This is a genomic window from Chitinimonas prasina (assembly GCF_030160395.1).
GTDB classification, from domain to species: Bacteria; Pseudomonadota; Gammaproteobacteria; order Burkholderiales; family Chitinimonadaceae; genus Chitinimonas; species Chitinimonas prasina.
The window spans coordinates 47,273-70,065 of sequence record NZ_BSOG01000005.1; the positions used below are offsets into that span (position 1 = coordinate 47,273).

Below are 22,793 nucleotides of genomic sequence, written 5' to 3' on the forward strand. Positions count from 1 at the left end.
ACCTCAAGCTGCCTGATTCCTGTTTTCCCACAAGGCCACACCGCCCTCATGGTTACAGAGCAGGACCAACTTTCCCGGCACGATGCAGATGAATCCTTCCACCAATGCCAACCGTACATCGTGCTGTCCTGCCTTGCCCGGCATGGCGACAAGCTGCAGCACCGTATCAAGCCTGGCGCGATAGCACTCGCCAGCGTGGCTGTTCAGCACCACCACATCCCGTGCCGCCATGGGCGAGGCCAGCATCGCCTGCAAGCGATTCACCAGGTCATCCGGGAACATGCACGCCACATCGCGGCTGGGCCATACCATCATGGGGCTGACCTTCTGCCAGCGCTTGGCATCATGGGCCAGCAGGTATAGCCAGCGGCGGGCATGCTCTGGCGCAAGATGCCGCAGCGTGAGGCGCCATGTTTCGTACAGCGTTGCTTCCATGATTCCCGTCCTGTCTCTGGCACCAGAAAACCCGCCTGACGGGGTATCTGGAAGCGTGGTGAAAAGGGCGGCGACAATATTGATGAAACATCCTGCTCTACCAACTGAGCTACAGGGCCGATACGCTGGCACTGGCGAGCATCGAACTCGCGACACGGTCATTAAATGTAGTTCCATCGGCATTCGCCGCATAAAGGGTGCATGTCTCAGGGCAACAAGATAGGCCAGAGCGACAAACCGGCATGGCCGGCGCGGGGTATCAAGCCCGCAGTCAGGTGGATGTACTCCCGACCTGCATTTGCCCCAAGGCATGCAATAAAGCTGGCGACAACATTGGCGAAACGTCTTTCGTGCTCTGACCACTGAGCTACCGAGCCCTGTTACAGGCACGGGTGGGAATCGAACCCACGACCTCGACCGTGATAGGGTGTAGTTCCGCCGGCATTCGCCATAAAAAATCAGGTACGACAAGATCGGTGAGTGATCACACGCTTGCGCGTGGGCCGGGTTTGAACCGGCTAATATCCAGATGTACACCCACCCGCATTCGTACCTTCGGTCAGTCAGGACAAGTTTGGCGAGACCCGGCGGTTACTCGCCTCCGGGATTTGAACCCGTACCCCCGAAGGGATATCAACCAATAGATGTAGTCCCGACCGGCATTCCTGACCGACCGAAATCCTTACTACTACCTATGCTGCAAATGATTCCTCAGTTATTTCAATGCATACCCAAATTGGCCGGCCCCGCAGGGCAAGGAACCGAGTGGAGGCACCGCCTCCCAAGGCATCCCTGCGTGGCCGATTGAACCTGCCGGCTGCATCCAGCCGCTTACAAGGCAGTTGCCTCGATTGCCTCAACCCAGTGTCCCGCACCAAAACTGCCGGCCGCGAACTGGGCCATCACATCAAACACGGCATCGCCAAATCCCCCTACATTCAGGATGTCGGCACGCTCTACAGCCTGGGTCGTTCCGTAGGGCTGCAGATCAATACACACCAGCCTGGCCTGCGGGTTACGCTGCTTCAGCAGTGTCCATTGCTTCATGGTCTCGGTAGCACCACGGCGCGATGCATCGACCCAGGATTCGTTATCCGATACCAGGATCACCACATCGACCTTGGCGCCTTCTGCCACCAGCTTGGCCAGCGGCGCCGAGCACGCCGTCCCGCCACCACCGATTGCCGCCAGCTTCTGGGCATTGGTCATGACCGAATCGCGGGGATTCAGCGCCAGTTCCACCACCTTCACCTCAAACGGCAGTACACGGGCATCCGGATGAGTTCGCAGGATGGCTGCTGATACCAGTGCAGCAACATCGATGCAGCGTACCTTGGTACTTGCCCCCTGGCGCACCCCGGTTACCGGGCTGGACATGGAGCCGGATACATCCGGGCAGATCACCACCTGCCCCTCCAGCTTGGGCACATTCACCAGCGAGAGATCCAGTGCGTCCTGCAAGGCATTGCGTACCACGGCCGGCACATCGTCACCCGCCATACGGTAAGCAGCGAGCAACTGGTAGGGGTATACCCGTGCCTTGGCCACAGCGGCCGGGTCTGCCAGCCGCGCTGCCACCTGCTCGGGCACACCAGGCAGGGCAAACGCCCCCTGGCGGGCCAGGGTGTTCAAGTTCATGCGCAGGGCTTGCCAACCCATACGCTGCGCCAGCACCGCCCATTCCGCCGCAGTCAATGCCTCGTTGCTCAAGAGCTGGAAGGGCACGGTTGGCAACTCAGTCAACTCACCTGCACGGTAGGCCAGCAGGCTACGGGTAGCCGGCGGCAGCTTGTCTGCCTGATAAGGCTTACCTATCAACCAGGCAAAGAAGGCTTCGCGCCATGCTTCTGCAGGCTTGGGGTGCACCATCTTCACCACATCGGCCAGTGACGGCGCATTGCCCACGGCAGCCTGTAACAGTTGCTGCTCGCTGGCCGTATTCAACCAGGCCTGCACCAGCTTCTTGGGCCGGCTACCCAGCGATTTGCGACCCGTCACACCGCTACGCAGTATCTGTACAAAGTTGCGCAGCATCTTGCCGTTATTGATCACCCGAGCGAACACGGCTGGCAATTGGGGGGCGCGCTGGGCTGCCAGCAGGGCAGTCAGCAGCGCCGGCATATCCTTCATCAGGCCGCGTTCGCGGCAATACACCGCCGTCTTGGCGACATAGTCCGCATCCAGTTCCTGCACCAGCGCCAGCACATCGGCCAGTTGTGCCTGTGCATCGGCGTAGTAGGTCTGGTTCAGGCAGCCCGTCATGGCCAGCTGGGCCAGCTTATGCTTGGGGGTATAGGCATATGCCGGGGCTTGTGCCTGGTTCACTGCGTTGCTGGTGGGCAATGGGGCGAGCAAGGTATTGAACAGTTGCTGGTTGGCCATTTGGCATCTCGCTTTCGTCGTTGTATGCCTAAGTTATTGCAACCAGCGTGCCAGCCTTGTTCAACGACATTGAAATCTCCAACAAGTCATTGTTTTTATTAAAAATAAAAACAAAACCAGCATGCCAGCAATCCATACCAAGCCAACCAGAAATCAGAAAACTTGATAGTATTAGATACTGATTTATCGATTGGTATAAGACATGCGCAAGACTGTGGTGATGGGCTTTATCGGCACCGTACTGGACTACGCCGGGCGTGGCAGTCAACGCTGGGAGAAATGGCGGCCCACCGTAGGCCTGTGCCAGCAGCCCGATCTCCTGGTGCACAGGCTGGAGCTGCTGCACGATAGTCGCAGCCGTGGGCTGTTCGAGCGCATACGCAACGATGTCGCCACCATCTCCCCCGGCACCGAGGTCGTCAGTGTCGAGGTCAACCTGCAAAACCCCTGGGATTTCGAGGAGGTCTATGGCGCACTACATGACTACGTCCATGGCTACACTGTCGACACCGAGAACGAGGACTACCTGGTCCATATCACCACCGGCACCCACGTCGCCCAGATATGCTGGTTCCTGCTGGCCGAGTCGCGCTACCTGCCCGCCCGCCTGCTGCAAACCTCGCCCCCCAAAAAGCGCGAAGGCGAGGATGTAGCCGGCAGCTACACCCTGATAGACCTCGACCTCTCGCGCTACGACAAGATCGCCACCCGCTTTGCCCAGGAGCGCGACGAATCCGTCTCTTTCCTCAAATCTGGCATTGCCACGCGCAACACCCGCTTCAATCGCATGATCGAGCAGATAGAACGGGTAGCCGTGCGCTCCAAGGCACCCATGCTGTTCTGCGGCCCCACCGGCGCCGGTAAATCCTTCCTGGCCCGGCGGGTGTACGAGATGCGCCGCAGCCGCCATCAACTGGCTGGCCGGTTTGTGGAAGTCAATTGCGCCACCCTGCGCGGCGATAGCGCCATGTCAGCGCTGTTTGGCCACGTCAAGGGCGCCTTCACCGGCGCACAGACCGAGCGCGCCGGCCTGCTGCGCAGTGCCGACGGCGGCTTGCTGTTTCTGGACGAAATCGGCGAACTGGGCCTCGATGAGCAGGCCATGCTGCTCAAGGCCATCGAGGAGAAGCGCTTCTTCCCCCTGGGTGGCGACCGCGAAGTGGAAAGCGACTTCCAGCTGATTGCCGGCACAGTGCGCGACTTGCGCCAGTGGGTGGCAGAAGGCCGCTTTCGCGAAGACCTGTACGCCCGTATCAATCTGTGGACCTACACCCTGCCCGGCCTGGCTGAACGACCTGAGGATATCGAGCCCAACCTGGAGTTCGAACTGGCCCGCTACGCTCGCGAACAGGGCGAACAGGTACGCTTCAATGTCGAAGCACGGCGCGCCTACCTGAAGTTCGCCACGTCGGCCGACGCCCGCTGGAGCGGCAATTTCCGCGAGTTGTCTGCCTCCATCACCCGTCTGGCCACCCTGGCTGAAGCCGGCCGCATCAGCGTGGCCGAGGTGGAAGAGGAAACCACCCGACTGCGGCAGGGCTGGCAGGACACCAGCACCTCCGAACTCGATACACTGCTGGGTGAAGCGGCAAACCAGCTGGACCTGTTCGACAAGCTGCAACTAGAGAGCGTGCTGCGCATCTGCCGCCAGGCCAGCTCGCTATCTGATGCCGGCCGTCGCCTGTTTGGCGCTTCGCGGCTGGAGAAAGCCAGCAGCAACGATGCCGACCGTCTGCGCAAATACCTGGCCCGATTTGGGTTGGATTGGCGACAGATACAATCTGCTCACACTTGATTGAACGGCGGTGTGCGAAACTAAGTGGATCAAAACCACTCACAAAGCCGGCCGTGCCAGCAAGGCCAATCCGGTTTCAGATAGCCACCTACCCGTCAGCCCATGAGCAGCACACCCGCAATCGCCCTGCCCACCCTGAGCCGGCAATGGCCACACTGGCAGAGCACGGACGTCGAGCTTTCAATCAAGCGGCGCACGGTCTTGGCCATAGGCTTGACCGCGCTGGTCCACATCCTGATGCTGTATGCGCTGACACGCGCCAATATGCAGGTGCTGGTCAGCCCCGAGGGGCAGATGAGTACCCTGCCCCTGGTGTTGCGCCTGCTGCCCGACCGCAGCGCCAATAGCAGCACCAACTTGCCGACGCCTGCCAAAGCAGAGGATGAACCTAAGCCGCAAAAGGAAAAACCCGCCGAGCCACCGCCACCCATGACGCCGCCACCGCCCCCCAAGCGCTTGGCCATGCCCCAGCCCGAACCCGCCCCCCCGCCCGTGCAAGCTGCACCGCAGGCGGTGGACATGGAAGACTATGTCAGGGCGCAGCGCGAGAAACGCCGCGCCATCGACGAGGCGCTGGGCATCGCCCCCGAGCCTGAAGCAGAGGCCCCGCCACCGTCAGCCGAAGCCCTGCGTGACGCCACCATACGCCGCAATCTGCAGATGCCAGGCACCAATGGCATCTTCACCATCGTCAACAAGGGCAGCCGCACCGCCCAGTTTGCCTTCCGTGGCTGGCAAGGCAGCTACAGCAGCGGCCGACGCGAGCTGATAGAAGTCGAGGTCGAACGCGGCGGCGACCTGGAACTGGCCATCATACGGCGGATGATCGAAGTGATACGTCGACACTACCAGGGCAATTTCAACTGGGAATCCCATCGACTGGGACGCACCGTGGTGCTGTCGGCCCGGCCGCAACATAGCGCAGAGCTGGAGGCCTTCATGCTGCGCGAGTTCTTTGGCAGCGACTATGTCGGCCAGACCCCCTGATCGCTGGCGACCCGGACAGTTTCTCTGATACGATGATTTCGGTCCGCGCCACTTACGGGCCCAATCACCCTACACCAACCCAAAGAAACCCGACCATGCAGCCCCTGATCAACCTGATCCGCCACTCGATGCGCATGCCCCTGGATGACTCACTCACCAGGCGTTGAGGTATAGCTTTTCACCACAAGGGACGCTGATGCGTCCCTTTTGTTTTTTCTGGAGCACGACATGCAGACAGCCAGGCTGGTACGCTACATCACCACCCCCATCTACTACGTCAACGACAAGCCCCATATGGGCCACGCCTACGCCAGCATCCATGCCGACGTGATGGCACGTTACTACCGGGCTGCAGGCATGGACGTGTATATGCTGAGCGGCACTGATGAACATGGCGAGAAGATCGCCAAGGCTGCCGCAGCAGCCGGCCAGGACATCCAGGCCTTTGTTGACCACAACGCCAGCCTGTTCCAGCAAGCCTGGGCCTTGCTCGATGTGCAGCCCGACCAACTGGTGCGCACCACAGCACCCGCGCACAAGCAGGTGGTCAGCCTGGTACTGCAACGCCTGTACGAGGCCGGCGATATCTACCAGGCAGAGTACGAGGGTCTCTATTCGATAGGCCAGGAACGCTATGTCACCGAAAAAGAGCTGGTCGAGGGCAAATTGCCCGAAGACAAGGATCCTCCGCAACACCGCCGCGAGACCAATTATTTTTTCAGGATGGAACAGCACCGCGACGGGATACGCCAATACCTGACAGATCATCCCGAGCTTATCCAGCCGCCGCAGTACCGCAATGAAATACTGGAACTACTGAACGAGCCCATAGGCGACCTGAGCATATCGCGCCCAGCTAGCCGGCTGGCCTGGGGCATACCCATACCCTGGGACGCCAGCCAGGTGACCTATGTCTGGTTCGACGCCCTGCTGAGCTATGTCTCGGCACTGGGCTACCCTGGCGAAGCAGCCTATGCCCGCTATTGGCCCGAGGCCCGCCATGTGATTGGCAAGGACATCCTGCGCACCCACACCCTGTTCTGGCTGAGCATGTGCCGGGCCATAGGCCTCACACCCTACCAGCGGCTCCATGTCTCGGGGCACCTGCTGGGCAGCGATGGACGCAAGATGAGCAAATCGCTGGGCAATGGGGTAGACCCACTTGATGCCGCCCGCCGACATGGCGTGGACATATTGCGCTACACCCTGGTACGCGAGGTCAGCTTTGGCCTGGACGGGGTCATCAGCGAGCAGGTGCTGATACAGCGCCGCAATCACGACCTGGCGAACGATCTGGGCAATCTGGCCGCCCGCAGCATTGCCATGGTGCAGCAGTATCGCGACGGCCGCGCACCCGCCCCCAGCAGCACTGGCGAGCTGGAGCAAGCGCTGGTCACCCGCGCGCAGGCACTGCCGGCAGAAGTGCTGCAGGCAGTCGAGGCCATGCGGCTGGCGCAGGCCTGCGAGCTGGTGATGGTGTTCGTCCGGCAGCTTAACCAGTACATCGCCCAGACCCGGCCCTGGGAACTGGCCAAACAGGCCGATCAAGCCGCCAGGCTCGATACGGTGCTCTACACCCTGCTGGAAGGCCTGCGCGTGGTGGCCGATCTGCTGGCCCCGGTGATGCCCACCAAGATGCTGACACTACGCCAGCATCTGGGCCTGACAGGCGCCTGTGGCTGGAATCAACCCTGGGGTGAAGGCCTGCAGGCCGGCAGTACGGTGATGCCCCTGTTGTTATTTCCCAAAGCGGTCTGACAGCAGCCTGGTCGTGCGGGTCACCCGCTCGGCCACGCTGCCTTGCACCAGGCTGTAGGCAATGCCTCGTGCCGCCAGCTCAGCCTGGTACCAGGCATGCTGCATGGCCTGAAACGCCACGCCCTGGCGCGTGCCATCCTGCACAAAAGGGAAATCCGGTGCACACAGCAGGGTCAGGTCATAGGGCCGCTCGGCCAGTGCCTGCAGTTCAGGCTCGGCCCGGCCAAACAGGTGCTGGCAGTAGAACAGCGTGGTCAGCGGCGAGGTATCGCAGATCAGGTAGTGCCGCGCCGACTCAGCCGCCAGCCTCTCCCGCTGCACCTGCTCGCGGCCTATGTCCAGCAGATCGGGGTAGGCCAACTGGCCCTGCTGGCGCTCCCACAACTCGCGGCCGTACTCGGCCACGCTGACGGTATCCAGGGCGGCTGCCAGCGCCACCGCCAGCGTGCTCTTGCCGGTGGATTCCCCTCCCAGCAGGCAGATCCGTCGGGCAAAATCGGCATAGACACCAGGGGCCAGGTAGCCGCGCAGGCCATGGATGTCGGCACGCAGGCGGGTAGCCGATATCGGTACGGTCAAGCGGGCCCTGTCCACCTGCACATGCTGCACCGGCCCCGCATCCACTGCGGCGAAATCCTGGCTCAGTACCGCGGCGAAGCCATCGCCGTAATCCTCGCTGGTAAACACCGCGTCCACCGTGGTTTCCAGCACAGCCAGGCAAAGCTGGCCCACAAAATGCCGATGCGCGGCATCAGGTGCGGCATTATCCGGCAAGTCTGTCAGAGCACGGCCCTCGGCCTGCCAGGCTGCCACCCGGGCCGGTGTCACCACCAGCCTATGCGCCTGTGGAAACGCATCAGCCAGCCAGCGCTCGCGCAACTCGGCGCCGCAACCGGGCAGCTCAGGCAGGGAGTAGCTGATGAGGTAGACCTGCTGGCATTGCTCCAGTGCGGTCTTGATCAGGAACACATGCCCCTGGTGCAGCGGCGAGAACTTGCCGACCACCAGGCCGGCCCGGAAACGCTTGTCCATCAGGCACCTGCACCATGCACCAGCAAGGTAGCCGCCGGCTTGGACTGGGCGGCAAATTCCCGCCGCCAGCGGTACATGCCATACCAGGCATTGAACCAGCAGATCAGATACAAGCCACCGGTCAGGTACAGCTCGCGCGAGAAATACAGCGGCACCGACAGGGTGTTGACAATCAGCCAGGCGTACCAGCACTCCAGCCGCCGCGACATCAGCAGGAACTGCCCCAGCACACTGAAAGTCAGCACCAGCGAATCTACAAACGGCGCATAGGCATCGGTGTAGTAATGCAGTATGGCACCATAGCCCACCGCCACCACAATGGCCCCTACGACATACAGCACCAGGCTTAGGCCCGGTGTGCGGCTGATGGGCAGCGTGGTGCCCGCCTTGCCGTGCAGCCATTGCCACCAGCCCACCAGGCTGGTGATGACAAAGAACACCTGCAGGGTCACATCGGCATACAGCTTGGCCTGGAAGAACACCACGCCATACAGCACGCAGGCCACGATGCCGGTAGACCAGGTATGCGGGTTGTTGCGCGCAGCCAGCCAGATGGCCAGCGCCGTCGTCAGCGCCGCAGCAATCTCAAGATAGGAGGGCATCATGGCTGGGCTCCCAAAGGGGCGGCCGGCTCACGCTCGGCCAGCAAACGGTCAGCCAGTTGTACGATATCGTCGTGCATCACCAACTTGGCCAGCCAGTTCGGCGGTATACCTGCCACACCGTAGTGGGCACCTGCCAGCTGACCGCAGATGGCCGCCGTGGTATCGGCATCATCGCCGAGATTGGCCGCCTTCAAGACCGCCGCTTCGTAGCTGTCGGTATGCCAGAAGCACCACAACGCCGCCTCCAGCGATTCGACCACATAGCCGCTGCCGCGGATATCGCGCTCGCCCTTGCGCTGCCAGCCCCCTGCCGCCAGCGCAGCCACCATGGGCACGCCAGTATGAAAGCCGTGCTCCAGCACGATCTGCTGCTTGCCTGCACCCATGAGCGCCAGATGCAGCTGGGTGGCAAACAGCCTGGTACAGGCAATGGCCTCTTCGGCGCCATGAGTGGTACGGGCGCTCTCACCTGCATAGTGCACCGTACGCGCCAGACTATTGCCATAGAACATCGGTATCGGTGCCAGCCGCATCAGCGAGCCATTGCCCGCAGTGTGCGGGTCGGTATCGCCAGCATAGGGGTCGCCCGTCTTGCGATAACGCTCCAACGCCCGCGCCACCGTCATGCCGATATCAAAGCAGCTACCCGTGCTACTCATATAGCCATGGTCAGCCCAATTGGTATAGCGGTTCATCTGGTCGGCCGCATTGAAGCCCTGGCAGTACAGCAGGCTTTGCGCCAGGCAAAGCGCCATGGCGCAATCATCAGTCCAGGCACCAGCCGGCAGCTTGAACGGCCCGCCCCCGACCATGTCGGTAATCGGCGCAAAACTGCCGCGCACGCTGAATTCCTCGGTCGTACCCACCGCATCGCCACAGGCCAGGCCCAGCAGGCAGCCACGGTAACGCTCTTGTTCTGTCATCACACCACCTCGTTGGGGAGTCTTGTTCATAACAGGCCCTCAAACCGTCTTGTCGAATATGGTCAACCGCCGGTCGGGTCGCAGCCGGTAAAGCTGCGCCGGCCTGTGCTTACCCTGGCGGATGGCATCGGGCACCGCCTCCAGAAAATCCAGCTCAGGCAGCTTGCGCCTGAAGACGCTCTTGTCCAGCGCCACCCCCAGGATGTGCTCATAGGTCTGCTGCAGCTCAGTCAGGGTAAACAGCTCGGGCAGCAGGTGGCAGGGCAAGGACGTATAGGTGGACTTATCCCGCAAGCGCTTGGCCGCATGGTCGACTATACGGTTATGGTCGAAAGGCAAGTCCGGCACCGCCGCCACCGGCCATAGCTCGAAACGCAGCTCAGCATCGGGCACCAGCAGACTCTCATGCACCAATGCATAGTAGGCCACGCTCAACGACCAGCCTCGGGGATCGCGCACCCCGCCGCTGAAGGTATACAACTGCTCCAGATAGGGCGATACCAGCCCCGTCTTATTCAATAACACCCGCTCTGCCGATGCCAGGCTGTCGCGATCCTTGTCCGCATGGATATACCCCCCAGGCAGGGCCAGTTGCCCGGCATAGGGGTCGCGCTCGCGCCGCAGCAATACGATCTTGAGTTGTCCTTCGCTCAGCGTGAACAGCACCACATCCACACTGACAATAATGTTCTGCTCCATGGCCACCTCGTTTGTTATTTTCATATTACCACTAACAAAACAGAGTGCAAGCCGACACCAACACGGCTGATGATTTGCATTATTTAGGACACATAGGCAGAAATCTTTGTATGTCCAAGCTGCTTGGTAATTTTGTTAGTTGCAATATGAGAATATGTTTGCCAGAATAGTCTCAACCCAACCGCCAACAGCGAAGGATGGCAGCATGAATACCCTGGGCAAGACACAACTCCTGATCATTGATCCGCAGAACGACTTCTGCGATATCCCCGGCGCCGCCCTGCCGGTGCCGGGCGCCCAGGCCGACATGCAAAGGCTGGCCGGCCTGGTCGCCCGCATCGGCCAGCAGCTCGATGCCATCCATGTCACCCTGGATACCCACAACCCGCTGGATATCGCCCACCCCGGCTGGTGGCAGGATGCAGCGGGCGCATCGCCTGCTCCATTTACCGTCATCAGTGTCGACGATGTGCGCCAGGGCCGCTGGCAGGCACGCGATGCCAGCCAGGCCGCACGCAGCCTGGCCTATGTCCAGACATTGGCCGAACGCGGCCGCTATCAGCTCATCATCTGGCCCGAGCATTGCCTGCTGGGTAGCTGGGGCCACAATGTGGAAGCCACCCTGTTCGCGGCCCTGTTGCAGTGGGGACGCACGCAGCTGCGCACCGTGAACTACGTGACCAAGGGCATCAACCCGACCACCGAGCACTACTCCGCCATCCAGGCCGAAGTGCCCGACGACGCCGACCCAGACACCCTGGTCAACCAGGCGCTGCTGGCCCGGCTACGCCAGGCCGACACCATCCTGATCGCCGGCGAGGCACTCTCGCACTGCGTCGCCAGCACGGTCCGCGACCTGGCCGAGCAACTAGGCCCCGGCCATATCGGCAAGCTGATGCTGCTGACCGACTGTGCCAGCCCGGTAAGTGGGTTTGAGTCCTTGGGTAGGCACTTTGTCGAGGAAATGAGCGCCATGGGCATGCGAACCATGACGGTTGACAGACTACCCAGCCAGATGGGGCTGGAATCCGCCGACGCCACCGTCGTGCTGTATCGCCCCACTGGCCCGCAAGAGCTTGCCCTGGTGCGTGCCAGTGGCAACACGCGCTGGCCCGCCCGCTTACCCGAGCAGCCCATCTTCTATCCCGTTACCAATGCGGAGTACGCATCCGAGATTGCAGCAGACTGGAACGTCAAAGCTTCTGGCAGCGGCTATGTCACGCGATTCGTCGTGCGCAAGACATTCATGGATCGCTATCCAGTTCAATGCGTCGGCGCGGCACACCACACCGAATGGTGGGTGCCTGCTGAAGAGCTGGAAGCACTGAACGACAACATCGTCGGCAGCATCGAAGTCATCGCCGAGTTCAACTAGATACGCAAGCACGCCCACCTACTCGCTTGAATCCGGTACGAATATCAGACCATGACTATCACATCTTACGGTAAGGGCGTCTTCACCATCGCCAACTATCTCAGTCCCAGCGAATGCGCGCATTACATCGCCATGGGCGAACACATGGGTTACGAGGAATCCGAGGTCAGCCTTCATACCGGCTCGCGCCTCATGAAAGAGATACGCAACAACCAGCGTGTCATCTTCGACGACCCCGCCATGGCCGCCCATCTGTTCGAGCGCGCCCGCACCACGCTACCGGCCGAGATACTGGGTTGGCGACTGCAGGGCTTTAATGAGCGCATGCGTTTCTATCGCTATGGCCCGTCGGAGTATTTCAGATGGCACAAGGATGGTAGCTACCGGCGCGATGTAGAGGAGGAAAGCATGCTGACCTTCATGATCTACCTGAACGACGACTTTGACGGTGGCAACACCGAATTCAAGGCGCTGACCATTGCACCCCAACAAGGCATGGCACTGGTTTTTCCACATCGCATAGTGCATCAAGGCAACGAAACAAGCGCTGGTACCAAGTATGTCCTGCGCACCGATGTGATGTACCGCCTGCGCGACGGCTGGGCACTGGGAGAGGCTGGTAACACGGCACCGTCGCAGGCTTGACCCTATAACTATCGAGCGGGACATCCCAACCACCCCGCAAGGACACCACCATGGCCCGTATGCCAACCGAGCCCGTCATCCAGAGTCTGCTGGATACCGATCTCTACAAGTTCACCATGATGCAGGAGATACTGCATCACCAGCCTGAGACCCAGGCCGAGTACGCTTTCAAGTGCCGCAACCTGCCCACCCTGCCGCTGGCGGGCCTGCTGGACGAAGTCAACGCCCAGCTGGACCACCTGTGCAGCCTGCGCTTCAGCGAAGACGAGCTGGCGTATCTGGCCGGCCTTCGCTTCATCAAGTCGGACTTTGTCGATTTCCTGCGCCTGTTTCAGCTGCAGCGCCGGTTCATCGAGGTCAGCGTTCCGGCTGCACAGCCGCACGAGCTGGCCATACGGGTCAAAGGCCCCATGCTGCATTGCATGCTGTATGAGATCTACGTCCTGGCTATCGTCAACGAAGTGTATTTCCGCCAGTTCCCATGGGAGCCCGCCTGGGCCGAGGGCGAGCAAAGGCTGGCGGCCAAGCTGGCCCAGCTGCGCGCGTTTGCCGGCGAACCGGCACGGCGCACCCCCTTTGTGTTTTTCGATTTCGGCACCCGTCGCCGCTACTCGCGTGAGTGGCATGAGCGGGTGGTCGCCACCCTGGCCCGCGAAGGTGAGCCCTTTATGCGCGGAACCAGCAATGTATTGCTGGCCAAGCGCTACGGTCTTACCCCCATAGGCACCATGGCGCACGAGTACCTGCAGGCCTTCCAGTCTTTTGGCTCGCGCCTGCGCGATTTCCAAAAGAACGCGCTGGAACACTGGGTGCGGGAATACCGTGGCGACCTGGGCATCGCCCTGACCGATGTGGTGGGCATGGATGCCTTCCTGCGCGATTTCGACCTGTATTTCTGCAAGCTGTTCGACGGCCTGCGCCACGATTCGGGCGACCCATTCGAGTGGGGTGAGAAAGCCTTGGCCCATTACAGCGAAATGCGCATCGACCCCAGCAGCAAGATGCTGGTATTCAGCGACGGGCTCAACCTGGAGAAATCCTTCGCCCTGTACCGCCGCTTTGCCGACCGCGCCCGCACCGGCTTTGGCATAGGTACCGATCTATCCAACGACTGTGGCCAGGTACCGCTGCAGATTGTGATGAAGCTGGTGCAATGCAACGGCCAGCCCGTCGCCAAGGTCAGCGACAGCCTAGGCAAGGGCATGTGCGAGGACCTGAACTTCCTCAACTATCTGCGCGATGTCTTTCAGATCACCAAGGAGTAGACCCATGCGTATCCAGATCGCCATGGCCCAGCTCGATTACAAGCTGTGCGACTTCGACGGCAACCTGGCCCGCATGCGCGCCGCCATTGCCCAGGCCCAGGGGGCTGACCTGATCGTTTTTTCCGAGCTATGCCTGTCGGGCTACTACCCGCAGGACATGGTGGAAGAACCGGACTTCCTGGCCCGCCAACAGCAGGCCCTGGACGCCATGCTGGCCGAATCGCGCCACACCAGCGCTACCCTGGTCATTGGCGCCGCCACCGCCAACACCGGTGTGGGCAAGCCGCTGCACAACAGCCTGCTGGTACTGCAACAAGGCCAGATCGTGCTGCAATATCACAAGCAACTGCTGCCTACCTACAATATCTTCGACGAACGTCGGCATTTTGAGCCAGGCCCGAACAGGGCCGCCATCCTCACCGTGGCAGGCCAGCGGCTGGGCTTTGTCATCTGCGAGGATGCCTGGAACCAGCAAGGCACCGACTACGCCATCGACCCGGTGCAGACCCTGGCGCAGACCGGGGTAGACCTGATCGTCAGCATCAATGCCAGCCCCAGCAATGTGGGCAAGCCCGAGCAGCGGCACGCCCTGTTTGCCGGCGTGGCACAGCACTGGAAGCTGCCCCTGGTCTACATCAACCAGGTGGGTGGCAACGACCAGATTGTTTTCGATGGCGGCTCATTTGCCGTCCACCCCCGCCATGGCGTGGTACACCAGTTGCCGCTGTTCGAAGAAGCCGTGCAGACCCTGGGATTTGATGGCGACTTCCACCACGATGGCCGCATGCTGGACCAAGCCGTCAGCGCAGCCATGGCCGACAGCGAGTTCTACTATCGGCAGATCGTCCTGGGCCTGCAGGACTACGCCCGCAAGATAGGTTTCAAGCAGGTGGTCATCGGCAGCTCCGGCGGCATAGACAGCGCCCTCACCCTGGCACTGGCTGCCGACGCCCTGGGGCCGGACAACGTCACCGCTATCACCATGCCCTCGCAATATTCCAGCAGCGGTAGTGTCAGCGACTCGGCCCAGCTGTGCCAGAACCTGGGGGTCAAGCTGCTCACCCATCCGATAGCCGAGCTGGTAGGCGGCTATCGTGGCCAGTTCGAGGCGGCCTTCGGCCCTGCCCCATCGCGCCTGACAGTTGAGAACCTGCAAGCGCGCATACGCGGCACCATCCTGATGGAGTACTCCAACCATTTCGGCCACCTGCTGCTGACCACCGGCAACAAGTCCGAGATATCGGTGGGCTACTGCACCCTGTATGGCGATACCAATGGCGGCCTCAACATCATAGGCGACCTCTACAAGACCGAGGTATTCGCCCTGGCGCGCCACTACAACACCCGCCATGGCCGCGAATTGATCCCGCAGGCCATCATCGACAAGGAGCCCTCTGCCGAGTTGTCCGAAGGCCAGAAGGACAGCGACTCGCTGCCCCCTTACCCGGTGCTGGACGAGATCCTCAAGCTACATATCGAAGGCCATCGCCTGCGTCCTGAGGAATACACCTCCGCCCGCAACTTTGTGGCCGGCATGCAGGCTCTGGGCGGTGGCGACACCATAGCCAGGGTGCTGGGGCTGATCGCCAAATCCGAATTCAAGCGCCGCCAGGCTCCACCCATCATCCGGGTGCGCAACCGTGCCTTTGGCAATGGGCGGCAGATGCCTATTGCGGCGCAGTATTGACCATCTCAAGCTGGCAAATCCATGAGCCACCACCCCATCGCCATACACGCAGATATCACCAAGCTACCCTTGGATGCCATCGTCAATGCCGCGAATTCGTCGCTGCTGGGCGGCGGGGGCGTAGACGGCGCCATACACCGGGCTGCCGGGCCGGAGTTGGTACATGCCTGCCGCTTGCTCGGCGGATGCAAGACAGGCGATGCAAAGGTCACCGAGGGTTTTCGGTTGCCCGCACGCCATATCATCCACACGGTAGGGCCGGTATGGCGTGGAGGAGCGCATGGCGAAGCCGAACTACTGGCGAGTTGCTATTGGAAGTCGCTGGATTTGGCTACCCGGCATGGCTGCACCAGCATTGCCTTCCCCTGTATCAGCACCGGTATCTATGGGTACCCCCCGGCGCTCGCGGCCGATATAGCCGTCCGAACGGTGATGGCACACCCTGCCTTGAAAGAAGAACTGCAGGTCACCTTCTGCTGCTACTCAGCCAGTGATCTCGCCCTCTATCAATCGCTGCTAGCACCGGCGCAATAGGTAACCTCATGCCATTCGACACCCTGGTCTACATAGGCCGCTTCCAACCCCTGCACAACAGCCATCTGGCCCTGATACGGCAAGCCCTGGCGCTGGCGCCCTCGCTGATACTGGTGTTGGGGTCGGCCTTTCGGCCGCGCAGCGTGCGCAACCCCTTCAATGTGGCCGAGCGCGAGGCCATGATACGAGCCAGCCTGGGCGCCGATGCCGACAGGGTTCGCTTTGTGCCCATGCGCGACTACTACAACAGCCCACGCTGGGCCGAGGCCGTGCGCCAGGGCGTGGCGGCAGTGACACGGCCTGGTGAAAAGCTGGGGCTGTTCGGCCACGTCAAGGATCATAGCTCGCGCTACCTGCATGATTTCCCCGACTGGCCACTGGTGCATACCGACAATGTGGCTGGCCTCAACGCCACCGATCTGCGGCGCCAGTGGTTTGAGGCAGACGGTGATACCCAGGCCATTGCCACGCAGCTGCCGGAAGCGGTCAGCCGTGCCTTGCAGGCCTTTGCCGCCAGCCCGGCTTTTGCCGGCCTACTGGCCGAGTACCGCTACCTGCAGGACTACCAGCAAGCCTGGGCCAAGGCCCCGTTTCCGCCTGTGTTTGTCACCGTCGATACCGTGGTGCGCTGCGACAACAAGGTGCTGCTGATACAGCGTGGCGGCCAGCCCGGCAAAGGGAGCTGGGCGCTGCCCGGCGGCTTTCTGGATCAGCACGAACGGGTAGGTAGCGCTGCCCTGCGCGAACTGCGCGAAGAAACCGGCTTGACGCTGGCCGACGCCGAGCTGCAAGCCAGCCTGCAAGGCCAAGCGCTGTTCGATCACCCCGAGCGCAGCCTGCGCGGCCGTACCCTCACCCACGCCTACTACTACGCCTTGCCCCAGACCGAACTACCCGCCATGCAGGCGGCGGACGATGCCTCGGCCGCCCGCTGGGTGGCGATAGACCAGCTGGCGAGCATGGAAGACCAACTGTTCGAGGACCATTTCATCATCCTCGACCATTTCCTGAAACTGATAGAACCCAACCGGCCGTCACCGGGCTAGGCATGCCCGCAAACAGCCTCTCGCTCCAACCTGAGTGAGATACCCCCCGACACAGAACAATAAAACCATGAAGAACGATCTGAAACACACCAGCAAATTCCTGAGCTTTGTGCTCCGCCACCAACCCGATGCCATCGGCCTGACGCTGGATGCGAACGGCTGGGCCAATCTGGACGAATTGATCGCCTGCGCCGCCCAAGATGGCAAGAAACTGGAGCTCCCGCTGCTGCGCGAAGTGGTCACCAGCAACGACAAGCAGCGCTTTACCCTGGATGAGGCACAAGGGCGGATACGCGCCAACCAGGGCCATTCGGTCGACATAGACCTGGGGCTGCAGCCTGTCACGCCGCCCGAGGTGCTGTACCACGGCACCGCCACCCGCTTTGTCGAGCAGATACGCCAGGACGGCCTCAAGCCTGGCTCCCGCCAGCATGTACATCTATCCACCCAGCCGGAAACCGCTACCAATGTCGGCGAACGGCACGGAAAACCTACCATATTGCGCATCAAGGCCCTGGCTTTGCACAACACCGGCCATGCCTTCTACTGCTCGGCCAACGGCATCTGGCTGACCCACAACGTGCCTGTTGCCTTCATCGAGTTCGCCGTATGAACACCCCGGCGCGCCCCAATGCCAACAGCTATTGGGTACAGCCCGGCAGCTTGCTGGCTGGCGAGTACCCCAGGGACAAAGACGACGGCAGCTCCACAGCCAAGCTGGCCGCCTACCTGGCGGCAGGCATCAATCACTTCATCGACCTGACCGAAGACGGCGAACTGGCTCCCTACCAGCCCTTGCTGCCCGCCGGTGCCGATATCATCCACCAACGCTTTGCCATTGCCGACAAGTCGGTTCCTGCCTCGGCCGGCCAGATGCGCGCCATACTCGATGCCATCACCGCCGCCCTGATGCAGGGCCGGCGGGTCTATGTGCATTGCTGGGGTGGGGTCGGCCGTACGGGCACCGTGGTGGGCTGCTACCTGACAGAACAAGGCATGAGCCCGGCCGCAGCCCTGCAGACCCTGCAAGCGCACTGGCTCACGGTGGCCAAATCCACACGGCTGCCGCATTCCCCCGAGACACCGGCACAGCAGGACTGGGTGGCCAGGTGGCACTGCAGGGAAACTCAGCCCTCCCGCCTGATGGATCGGTAGATCACCGCCTCGTAGTCGGACAACGCATCAGCAGCCGGTGTCGCCCCCTGTTTCAGCAGGTAGTAATCCTGCAGCAAGCGTCCTTGCTGCTCATAGCGGTAGTCGCACAAGGCTTTGCCCGGCACCAGCCTGTAGTCGTAAACCCCTTGCCGGCCGTACCGCAGATGCTCCCAGGCGGCCTTCAGTGGCGTGGTATAGCCCGTCTGCCTGCGCTGCTGGTACTGCCACACATGGGTGGCCTCATGTACCAAGAGCGCCTGCAAGGCCAGATCCGCCAGGGCAAAATCCGGCCTGTACCAGGCGGGTGCATAGCTGATATGGCAACCTAGCACGGTCGCAGCGGCACCCGGCATGGCCCCCAGCGAGCAGATGCGTATCCTGTCGTAGTCCAGTGCACGGCCAAATACGCCTTCCAGCAAGTGGCGCTCTCCGGCAGTCAGGCTACGGCGTAAGAGCCTGCCGCCCCTGGATTTGATCAGCCTCATCTCCCCCCTTGCGCACTACGCCGGTTTAGGCCACGATAAAAAGCATGTACTCCCACTTCGCCCTCCTTGCTGCCAATAATAATCGCAACGACAACGGTCCTCTGGCCCTTGTCGCGATGGCGTTTGGTGTAGCGAAGTACCGACCCGGCTAACACACAGCCGACACCAGATTCCAGCGAGGGGGCCGAAAGGCCCCCTCGCTTTTTTTCGTCCTTCATCAGGAGCCATACCATGCAAAGCCATACCCCCTACCCACCCTATCGTAGCCACGCCGCCGGCAGCCTGCGTCTTGCCAACCTGGATCAACAGGTGCGGCTGGCCGGCTTTCTCAATGGCAAGCGCTCGCATGGCCGAGTACTGTTCCTTGATCTGCGCGACAGCAGTGGCCGGGTACAGGTGGTGGTCGATGCCCAGCACCCGCAGTTCGATGAACTGGAGCACCTGCCGATGGAGAGCACGCTCTGCCTCGTCGGCACCCTGGTCGCGCGCAGCCCCGCCACCCGCAACAACAGCCTGCCTACGGGCGAGGTGGAGGTCGTCCTGCAAAGCGCCCATATTGTCAGCCGTGCCGCGCCGCTGCCCACGCCGCTCAGCGACTTCGCCCGTGCCGACGAGCGACTGCGCCTCAGCTACCGCTACCTGGACCTGCGCCGACCCGACATGCTGGAACGCCTACGGGTACGCACTGCCGTCATCGATGCCTGCCGCAGCGCCATGAAGGCCGAGGGCTTTCTGGAAATCCAGACACCCTTGCTCACTGCATCCAGCCCCGAGGGCGCCCGCGACTTCCTGGTGCCGTCGCGCGTGCACCCCGGCAAGTTCTACGCCCTGCCCCAGGCCCCTCAGCAGTTCAAGCAGCTGCTGATGGCTGCCGGGGTGGATCGCTACTTCCAGGTTGCGCCCTGCTTTCGCGATGAAGCCTCCCGCGCCGACCGATCGCCAGGCGAGTTCTACCAGCTCGACTTCGAAATGGCCTGGACCCACCAGGAAGAAGTTTTCAGCGTCATGGAGCGGGTGCTGCCCCAGGTCTTCCTGGCTGGCGACGCAACGGCCCGCATCACTCCCGGCCCCTGGCCGCGCATCTCCTACCGCGAGGCCATGGCCCGCTATGGTTGCGACAAGCCCGACCTGCGCTACCCATGGACAGCCGAGGCCGCCGAGGACTGGCTGCAGCAGCACGCCCCACAACTACTGCCGGCAGGCAGTGTAGCCCGCGTCCTTTCCGTCGCAGAAAGCGCCAGCCAGACGCGTGGCTGGGGCCAGCGCATCGCCAGCGAAGCCGCTTGTGATGGTGTGACGGTGATACATGGCGTACGCAAGGAGGACGGTTGGGGCGGCGGGCTATGGAAGCAACTGCCCGCCACCGCACCCATGCAACTGGCGGGCGCGGCCACACTGCCTGATGGCGCCCAGCTGTGGCTGCTGATCGGCCAAGAGGCAGCCGTCGCCCAGGCCGTTCGCGCCCTGCGCCAGGCCTTGATGCCGCTACTGCCTGTAGACCCGCACGACTACCGCTTCGCCTGGGTGGTGGACTTCCCCATGTATGAGCTGGATGAACACGGCAAGGTGGGCTTTTGCCACAACCCCTTCTCCATGCCCCATGGCGGCATGGCAGCCCTGCGCGGGCAAGACCCGCTCAGCATCACGGCCCAGCAATACGATATCGTGGTCAACGGCATAGAACTCTGCTCAGGCGCCATCCGCAACCACGAGCCCGAGACCCTGATCGAGGCCTTCAGTTTGGCCGGCTATCAGCCTGCACAAGTAGAACAGGAATTCGGCGGCATGCTGGCTGCCTTCCGCCACGGTGTACCGCCGCACGGCGGTGCCGCACCAGGCATAGACCGTATGGTGATGCTGCTGACGCAGAGCAGCACCCTGCGCGAAGTCGTGGCCTTCCCGCTGGCAGCCAACGGCGAAGACCTGCTGATGCATGCGCCGGCTGCCATACCCGCGGCCCGGTGGCGCGAGCTGGGCCTGCGCCCTGGCTAAGCGCCTACTCACGATTTTTCACCCCAGCGCTGGGGCGAAAAGATCGTGAACTGGCTCTACCCGGTAGCCTGCTACAGCAGGCTACCGCTCAAAAACCGGCCGCCTCGGCTTGGCCCAGATAGTAGTCCGCCGGTGCCAGATCCAGCGGCTCGCCAGGGACATTGCCATCCAGGAAATACAGTCGGCCATTCTTGATGCCGATGTAGACATTAGTGGTCGAGTAATAGCGGTAGTAGTAGCCGTCATACACGGCTGACTTGGCCTTGGCGGGTGCCAGCAGTTCCGGGTAGGCCGTTTCGCCCCAATCAAAGGTGCGGTCGGCATCGGTGGTCGACGGCTTGCCCAGGAAGGTGGCGATATTGGCCAGGTCGGTATCGGTCAACGTTGCCAAATGGCGCATCTGCACCTGGCTGTTGATGGCATGGCGGATATTGGCCGGCGCGTCGGTGCCGGCCAATACCGAGGGATTGCTCAACTGATCGGGTGGCATGCCGTGGCAAACCAGGCAGTTGTTCAGGTAGAGCGTGCGGCCTTTGTCCACGCTGCCTGCGCCGGCAGGCAGCGCAAGGCCGGCCAGCACACCGGCCAGCAAGGCCGTACGCAGCAGGGGTGTCGTCATGCGCTGCTTTTTCACAGAAAGCCCATATGGGTTTGGTTGAAGCGCGACAGATAAGGCAATACCGTGGTCAACTCACTATCGGCCACACCAAACCATCTGGCAAAAGTGGCAGCGTACTGGTCTATCGAGGTGGTGGGCAGCCAGCGGCCGGCACCATCGATATCATCCGGCCCCTTGAGTGCCAGGGTGGGGAAGGCACCATAGAAGTCGCCGCCCTTGACCGCACCACCGAGCACCATGTGATGGTTGCCCCAGGCGTGATCGCTGCCTGCGCCGGAAGCGGGTCGCAGCGTGCGGGAGAAGTCTGAGCTGGTGAAGGCAGTCACCTGGTTGGCCAGGCCCAAACCTTCCATGGCCTTGTAAAAGGCCGCCAGGCTGTTGCCCAGCTGCGCAAACAAGCCTTCCTGCGCACTGATCTGGTTGCTATGGGTATCGAAGCCGCCCAATTGCACAAAGAATATCTGCCGTGACAGCCCTAAGGCTGCCCTCGCCTCGATCAGCTTGGCCACCGCCAGCAGCTGCGCATTGAAGTTGCCGGTGAGGCCAGTGAAATGGGTGGCCACGCCAGCAGCGCCATTGTTGATGATGGGACTGATGATGGCAGCGCTATTGAGCGCCGTCCCCAGGGCATTGTTGGCGGCAGCGGCCAGGATATTGTTGCGGTCCATGCCCAGCAGCGCAGCAATCCCCTCGGTACGGGCCTTGGCCGAAGCCGATGTGCCGGTGCCGCTGAGGCCAAAGTTCCCGCTGGCAGGCGAGACCAGAGGTGAAGTCCGCCGGCCCACGCCAAACAGTGTGGAGCCCGACAGCGATATCAGCGAAGGAATAGTCACCCCGCCATTCAGGCCCAGCGCGGCATCGGCCAGACGGCCGCCCCAGCCGGTACGTCCGACTTCTTCAGATTCTGCGGTCTGCCACTGCGCCTGTTGATCGGAATGGGAAAACAGGCTGTAGGGGCGATTGCGGTTGGCCTTGTATTCGGCCATGGTCAGCGGCGCCACCAGCGAGCCGACATTGCACTGCACCGCCAGCTTGCCCTGCTGCCACATCGGCAGCAAGGCCGAGAGCGCCGGGTGCAGGCCAAACTCGCGGCCAGGCTGGGACTTGGGCGCACCCATAGACAGCAGCGCGGCATTCGGCGTGTCGCTGGTTTTGGGCAAGGCCAGGCCGCCGCGCACGGTGGCATAGGCGGTGTACTCATCGGTATTTAGCGGGACGATCAGGTTGTTACCGTCGTTGCCACCATTGAGAAAGACGCAAACCAGGGCCTTGTAGTCGCTGGCCGGAGCAGCCAGCGCCTTCATCCAGCCAAATCCACTGGCCGAGGCCGCCAGCATGGCAGCGCGCATCAGGTCACGGCGGGTCATATTCATG

At 62.0% G+C, this 22,793-nt stretch carries 21 protein-coding genes; 12 read left to right on the top strand and 9 right to left on the bottom strand.

Annotated features, from left to right (window positions below; all coding sequences use genetic code 11):
- Positions 1-3 precede the first annotated feature (3 nt).
- Positions 4-435 (bottom strand): hypothetical protein, encoded by a 432-nt coding sequence (locus QQK16_RS17095; RefSeq protein ID WP_284197693.1) that lies wholly within the window; start codon positions 433-435, stop codon positions 4-6.
- An 831-nt stretch (positions 436-1,266) separates the two neighbouring features.
- Positions 1,267-2,817, bottom strand: a complete 1,551-nt coding sequence (locus tag QQK16_RS17100; protein ID WP_284197694.1) for a vWA domain-containing protein — start codon at positions 2,815-2,817, stop codon at positions 1,267-1,269.
- A gap of 202 nt (positions 2,818-3,019) precedes the next feature.
- On the opposite strand from QQK16_RS17100, the gene rtcR reads away from it, so the two are divergent.
- The 3 genes from rtcR to metG all read left to right on the top strand — a co-directional run bounded on the left by rtcR (position 3,020) and on the right by metG (position 7,357).
- Positions 3,020-4,612, top strand: coding sequence for an RNA repair transcriptional activator RtcR (rtcR, locus tag QQK16_RS17105; protein WP_284197695.1), 1,593 nt, complete (start codon positions 3,020-3,022; stop codon positions 4,610-4,612).
- Positions 4,613-4,714: 102 nt separating this feature from the next.
- Entirely contained in the window at positions 4,715-5,599 is an 885-nt protein-coding gene (locus tag QQK16_RS17110; RefSeq protein ID WP_284197696.1) for a hypothetical protein, read from the top strand.
- A 228-nt stretch (positions 5,600-5,827) separates the two neighbouring features.
- Entirely contained in the window at positions 5,828-7,357 is a 1,530-nt protein-coding gene (gene metG, locus QQK16_RS17115; RefSeq protein ID WP_284197697.1) for a methionine--tRNA ligase, read from the top strand.
- On the opposite strand, the gene QQK16_RS17120 is transcribed toward metG, so the two are convergent.
- The 4 genes from QQK16_RS17120 to QQK16_RS17135 are packed head-to-tail and all read right to left on the bottom strand — an operon-like array spanning position 7,337 to position 10,616.
- A complete protein-coding gene (locus QQK16_RS17120) occupies positions 7,337-8,389 on the bottom strand; it encodes an AAA family ATPase (RefSeq protein WP_284197698.1) in 1,053 nt (350 codons plus the stop codon). The two genes, metG and QQK16_RS17120, sit on opposite strands and share 21 nt — an antisense overlap.
- Entirely contained in the window at positions 8,389-8,994 is a 606-nt protein-coding gene (gene pnuC, locus QQK16_RS17125) for a nicotinamide riboside transporter PnuC (protein WP_284197699.1), read from the bottom strand. Before pnuC ends, QQK16_RS17120 begins: the two co-directional genes overlap by 1 nt.
- Positions 8,991-9,947, bottom strand: a complete 957-nt coding sequence (locus tag QQK16_RS17130) for an ADP-ribosylglycohydrolase family protein (protein WP_284197700.1) — start codon at positions 9,945-9,947, stop codon at positions 8,991-8,993. Before QQK16_RS17130 ends, pnuC begins: the two co-directional genes overlap by 4 nt.
- Before the next feature lie 9 nt (positions 9,948-9,956).
- The gene (locus QQK16_RS17135) at positions 9,957-10,616 is read right to left on the bottom strand and encodes an NUDIX hydrolase (protein ID WP_284197701.1); all 660 of its coding nucleotides are present in this window, start codon (positions 10,614-10,616) and stop codon (positions 9,957-9,959) included.
- Positions 10,617-10,821: 205 nt separating this feature from the next.
- On the opposite strand from QQK16_RS17135, the gene QQK16_RS17140 reads away from it, so the two are divergent.
- The 8 genes from QQK16_RS17140 to QQK16_RS17175 all read left to right on the top strand — a co-directional run bounded on the left by QQK16_RS17140 (position 10,822) and on the right by QQK16_RS17175 (position 18,323).
- Positions 10,822-11,991: a hypothetical protein gene (locus QQK16_RS17140; RefSeq protein ID WP_284197702.1), complete on the top strand. Its 1,170-nt coding sequence runs from the start codon at positions 10,822-10,824 to the stop codon at positions 11,989-11,991.
- A 51-nt stretch (positions 11,992-12,042) separates the two neighbouring features.
- On the top strand, positions 12,043-12,636 hold the full coding sequence (locus QQK16_RS17145; protein ID WP_284197703.1) for a 2OG-Fe(II) oxygenase: 594 nt from the start codon (positions 12,043-12,045) through the stop codon (positions 12,634-12,636).
- A 59-nt stretch (positions 12,637-12,695) separates the two neighbouring features.
- Positions 12,696-13,901 (top strand): nicotinate phosphoribosyltransferase, encoded by a 1,206-nt coding sequence (gene pncB, locus QQK16_RS17150; protein ID WP_284197915.1) that lies wholly within the window; start codon positions 12,696-12,698, stop codon positions 13,899-13,901.
- Positions 13,902-13,905: 4 nt separating this feature from the next.
- Positions 13,906-15,588 (top strand): NAD+ synthase, encoded by a 1,683-nt coding sequence (locus tag QQK16_RS17155; RefSeq protein WP_284197704.1) that lies wholly within the window; start codon positions 13,906-13,908, stop codon positions 15,586-15,588.
- A gap of 21 nt (positions 15,589-15,609) precedes the next feature.
- Positions 15,610-16,122: an O-acetyl-ADP-ribose deacetylase gene (locus tag QQK16_RS17160; protein ID WP_284197705.1), complete on the top strand. Its 513-nt coding sequence runs from the start codon at positions 15,610-15,612 to the stop codon at positions 16,120-16,122.
- Between the two features lie 8 nt (positions 16,123-16,130).
- Positions 16,131-17,168 carry a bifunctional nicotinamide-nucleotide adenylyltransferase/Nudix hydroxylase gene (locus QQK16_RS17165; protein WP_284197706.1) on the top strand — a complete coding sequence of 346 codons (1,038 nt, stop codon included), beginning with the start codon at positions 16,131-16,133 and terminating at the stop codon, positions 17,166-17,168.
- A 67-nt stretch (positions 17,169-17,235) separates the two neighbouring features.
- Positions 17,236-17,781 carry an RNA 2'-phosphotransferase gene (locus tag QQK16_RS17170; protein WP_284197707.1) on the top strand — a complete coding sequence of 182 codons (546 nt, stop codon included), beginning with the start codon at positions 17,236-17,238 and terminating at the stop codon, positions 17,779-17,781.
- Entirely contained in the window at positions 17,778-18,323 is a 546-nt protein-coding gene (locus QQK16_RS17175; protein ID WP_284197708.1) for a protein-tyrosine phosphatase family protein, read from the top strand. The genes QQK16_RS17170 and QQK16_RS17175 overlap by 4 nt, the downstream gene beginning before the upstream one ends.
- On the opposite strand, the gene QQK16_RS17180 is transcribed toward QQK16_RS17175, so the two are convergent.
- Positions 18,296-18,808, bottom strand: coding sequence for a hypothetical protein (locus QQK16_RS17180; protein WP_284197709.1), 513 nt, complete (start codon positions 18,806-18,808; stop codon positions 18,296-18,298). The genes QQK16_RS17175 and QQK16_RS17180 overlap by 28 nt on opposite strands.
- A gap of 231 nt (positions 18,809-19,039) precedes the next feature.
- Between QQK16_RS17180 and aspS the strand changes: the two genes are divergently transcribed.
- Complete coding sequence (gene aspS, locus QQK16_RS17185) at positions 19,040-20,800, top strand: aspartate--tRNA ligase (RefSeq protein ID WP_284197710.1); 1,761 nt, start codon at positions 19,040-19,042, stop codon at positions 20,798-20,800.
- An 88-nt stretch (positions 20,801-20,888) separates the two neighbouring features.
- Here the strand turns inward: aspS and QQK16_RS17190 are convergent, their stop codons facing one another.
- Together QQK16_RS17190 and QQK16_RS17195 are read right to left on the bottom strand one after the other, a co-directional pair.
- A complete protein-coding gene (locus tag QQK16_RS17190) occupies positions 20,889-21,419 on the bottom strand; it encodes a c-type cytochrome (protein WP_284197711.1) in 531 nt (176 codons plus the stop codon).
- A gap of 11 nt (positions 21,420-21,430) precedes the next feature.
- A complete protein-coding gene (locus tag QQK16_RS17195; RefSeq protein ID WP_284197712.1) occupies positions 21,431-22,792 on the bottom strand; it encodes a DUF1501 domain-containing protein in 1,362 nt (453 codons plus the stop codon).
- Between the last annotated feature and the right edge of the window lies 1 nt (position 22,793).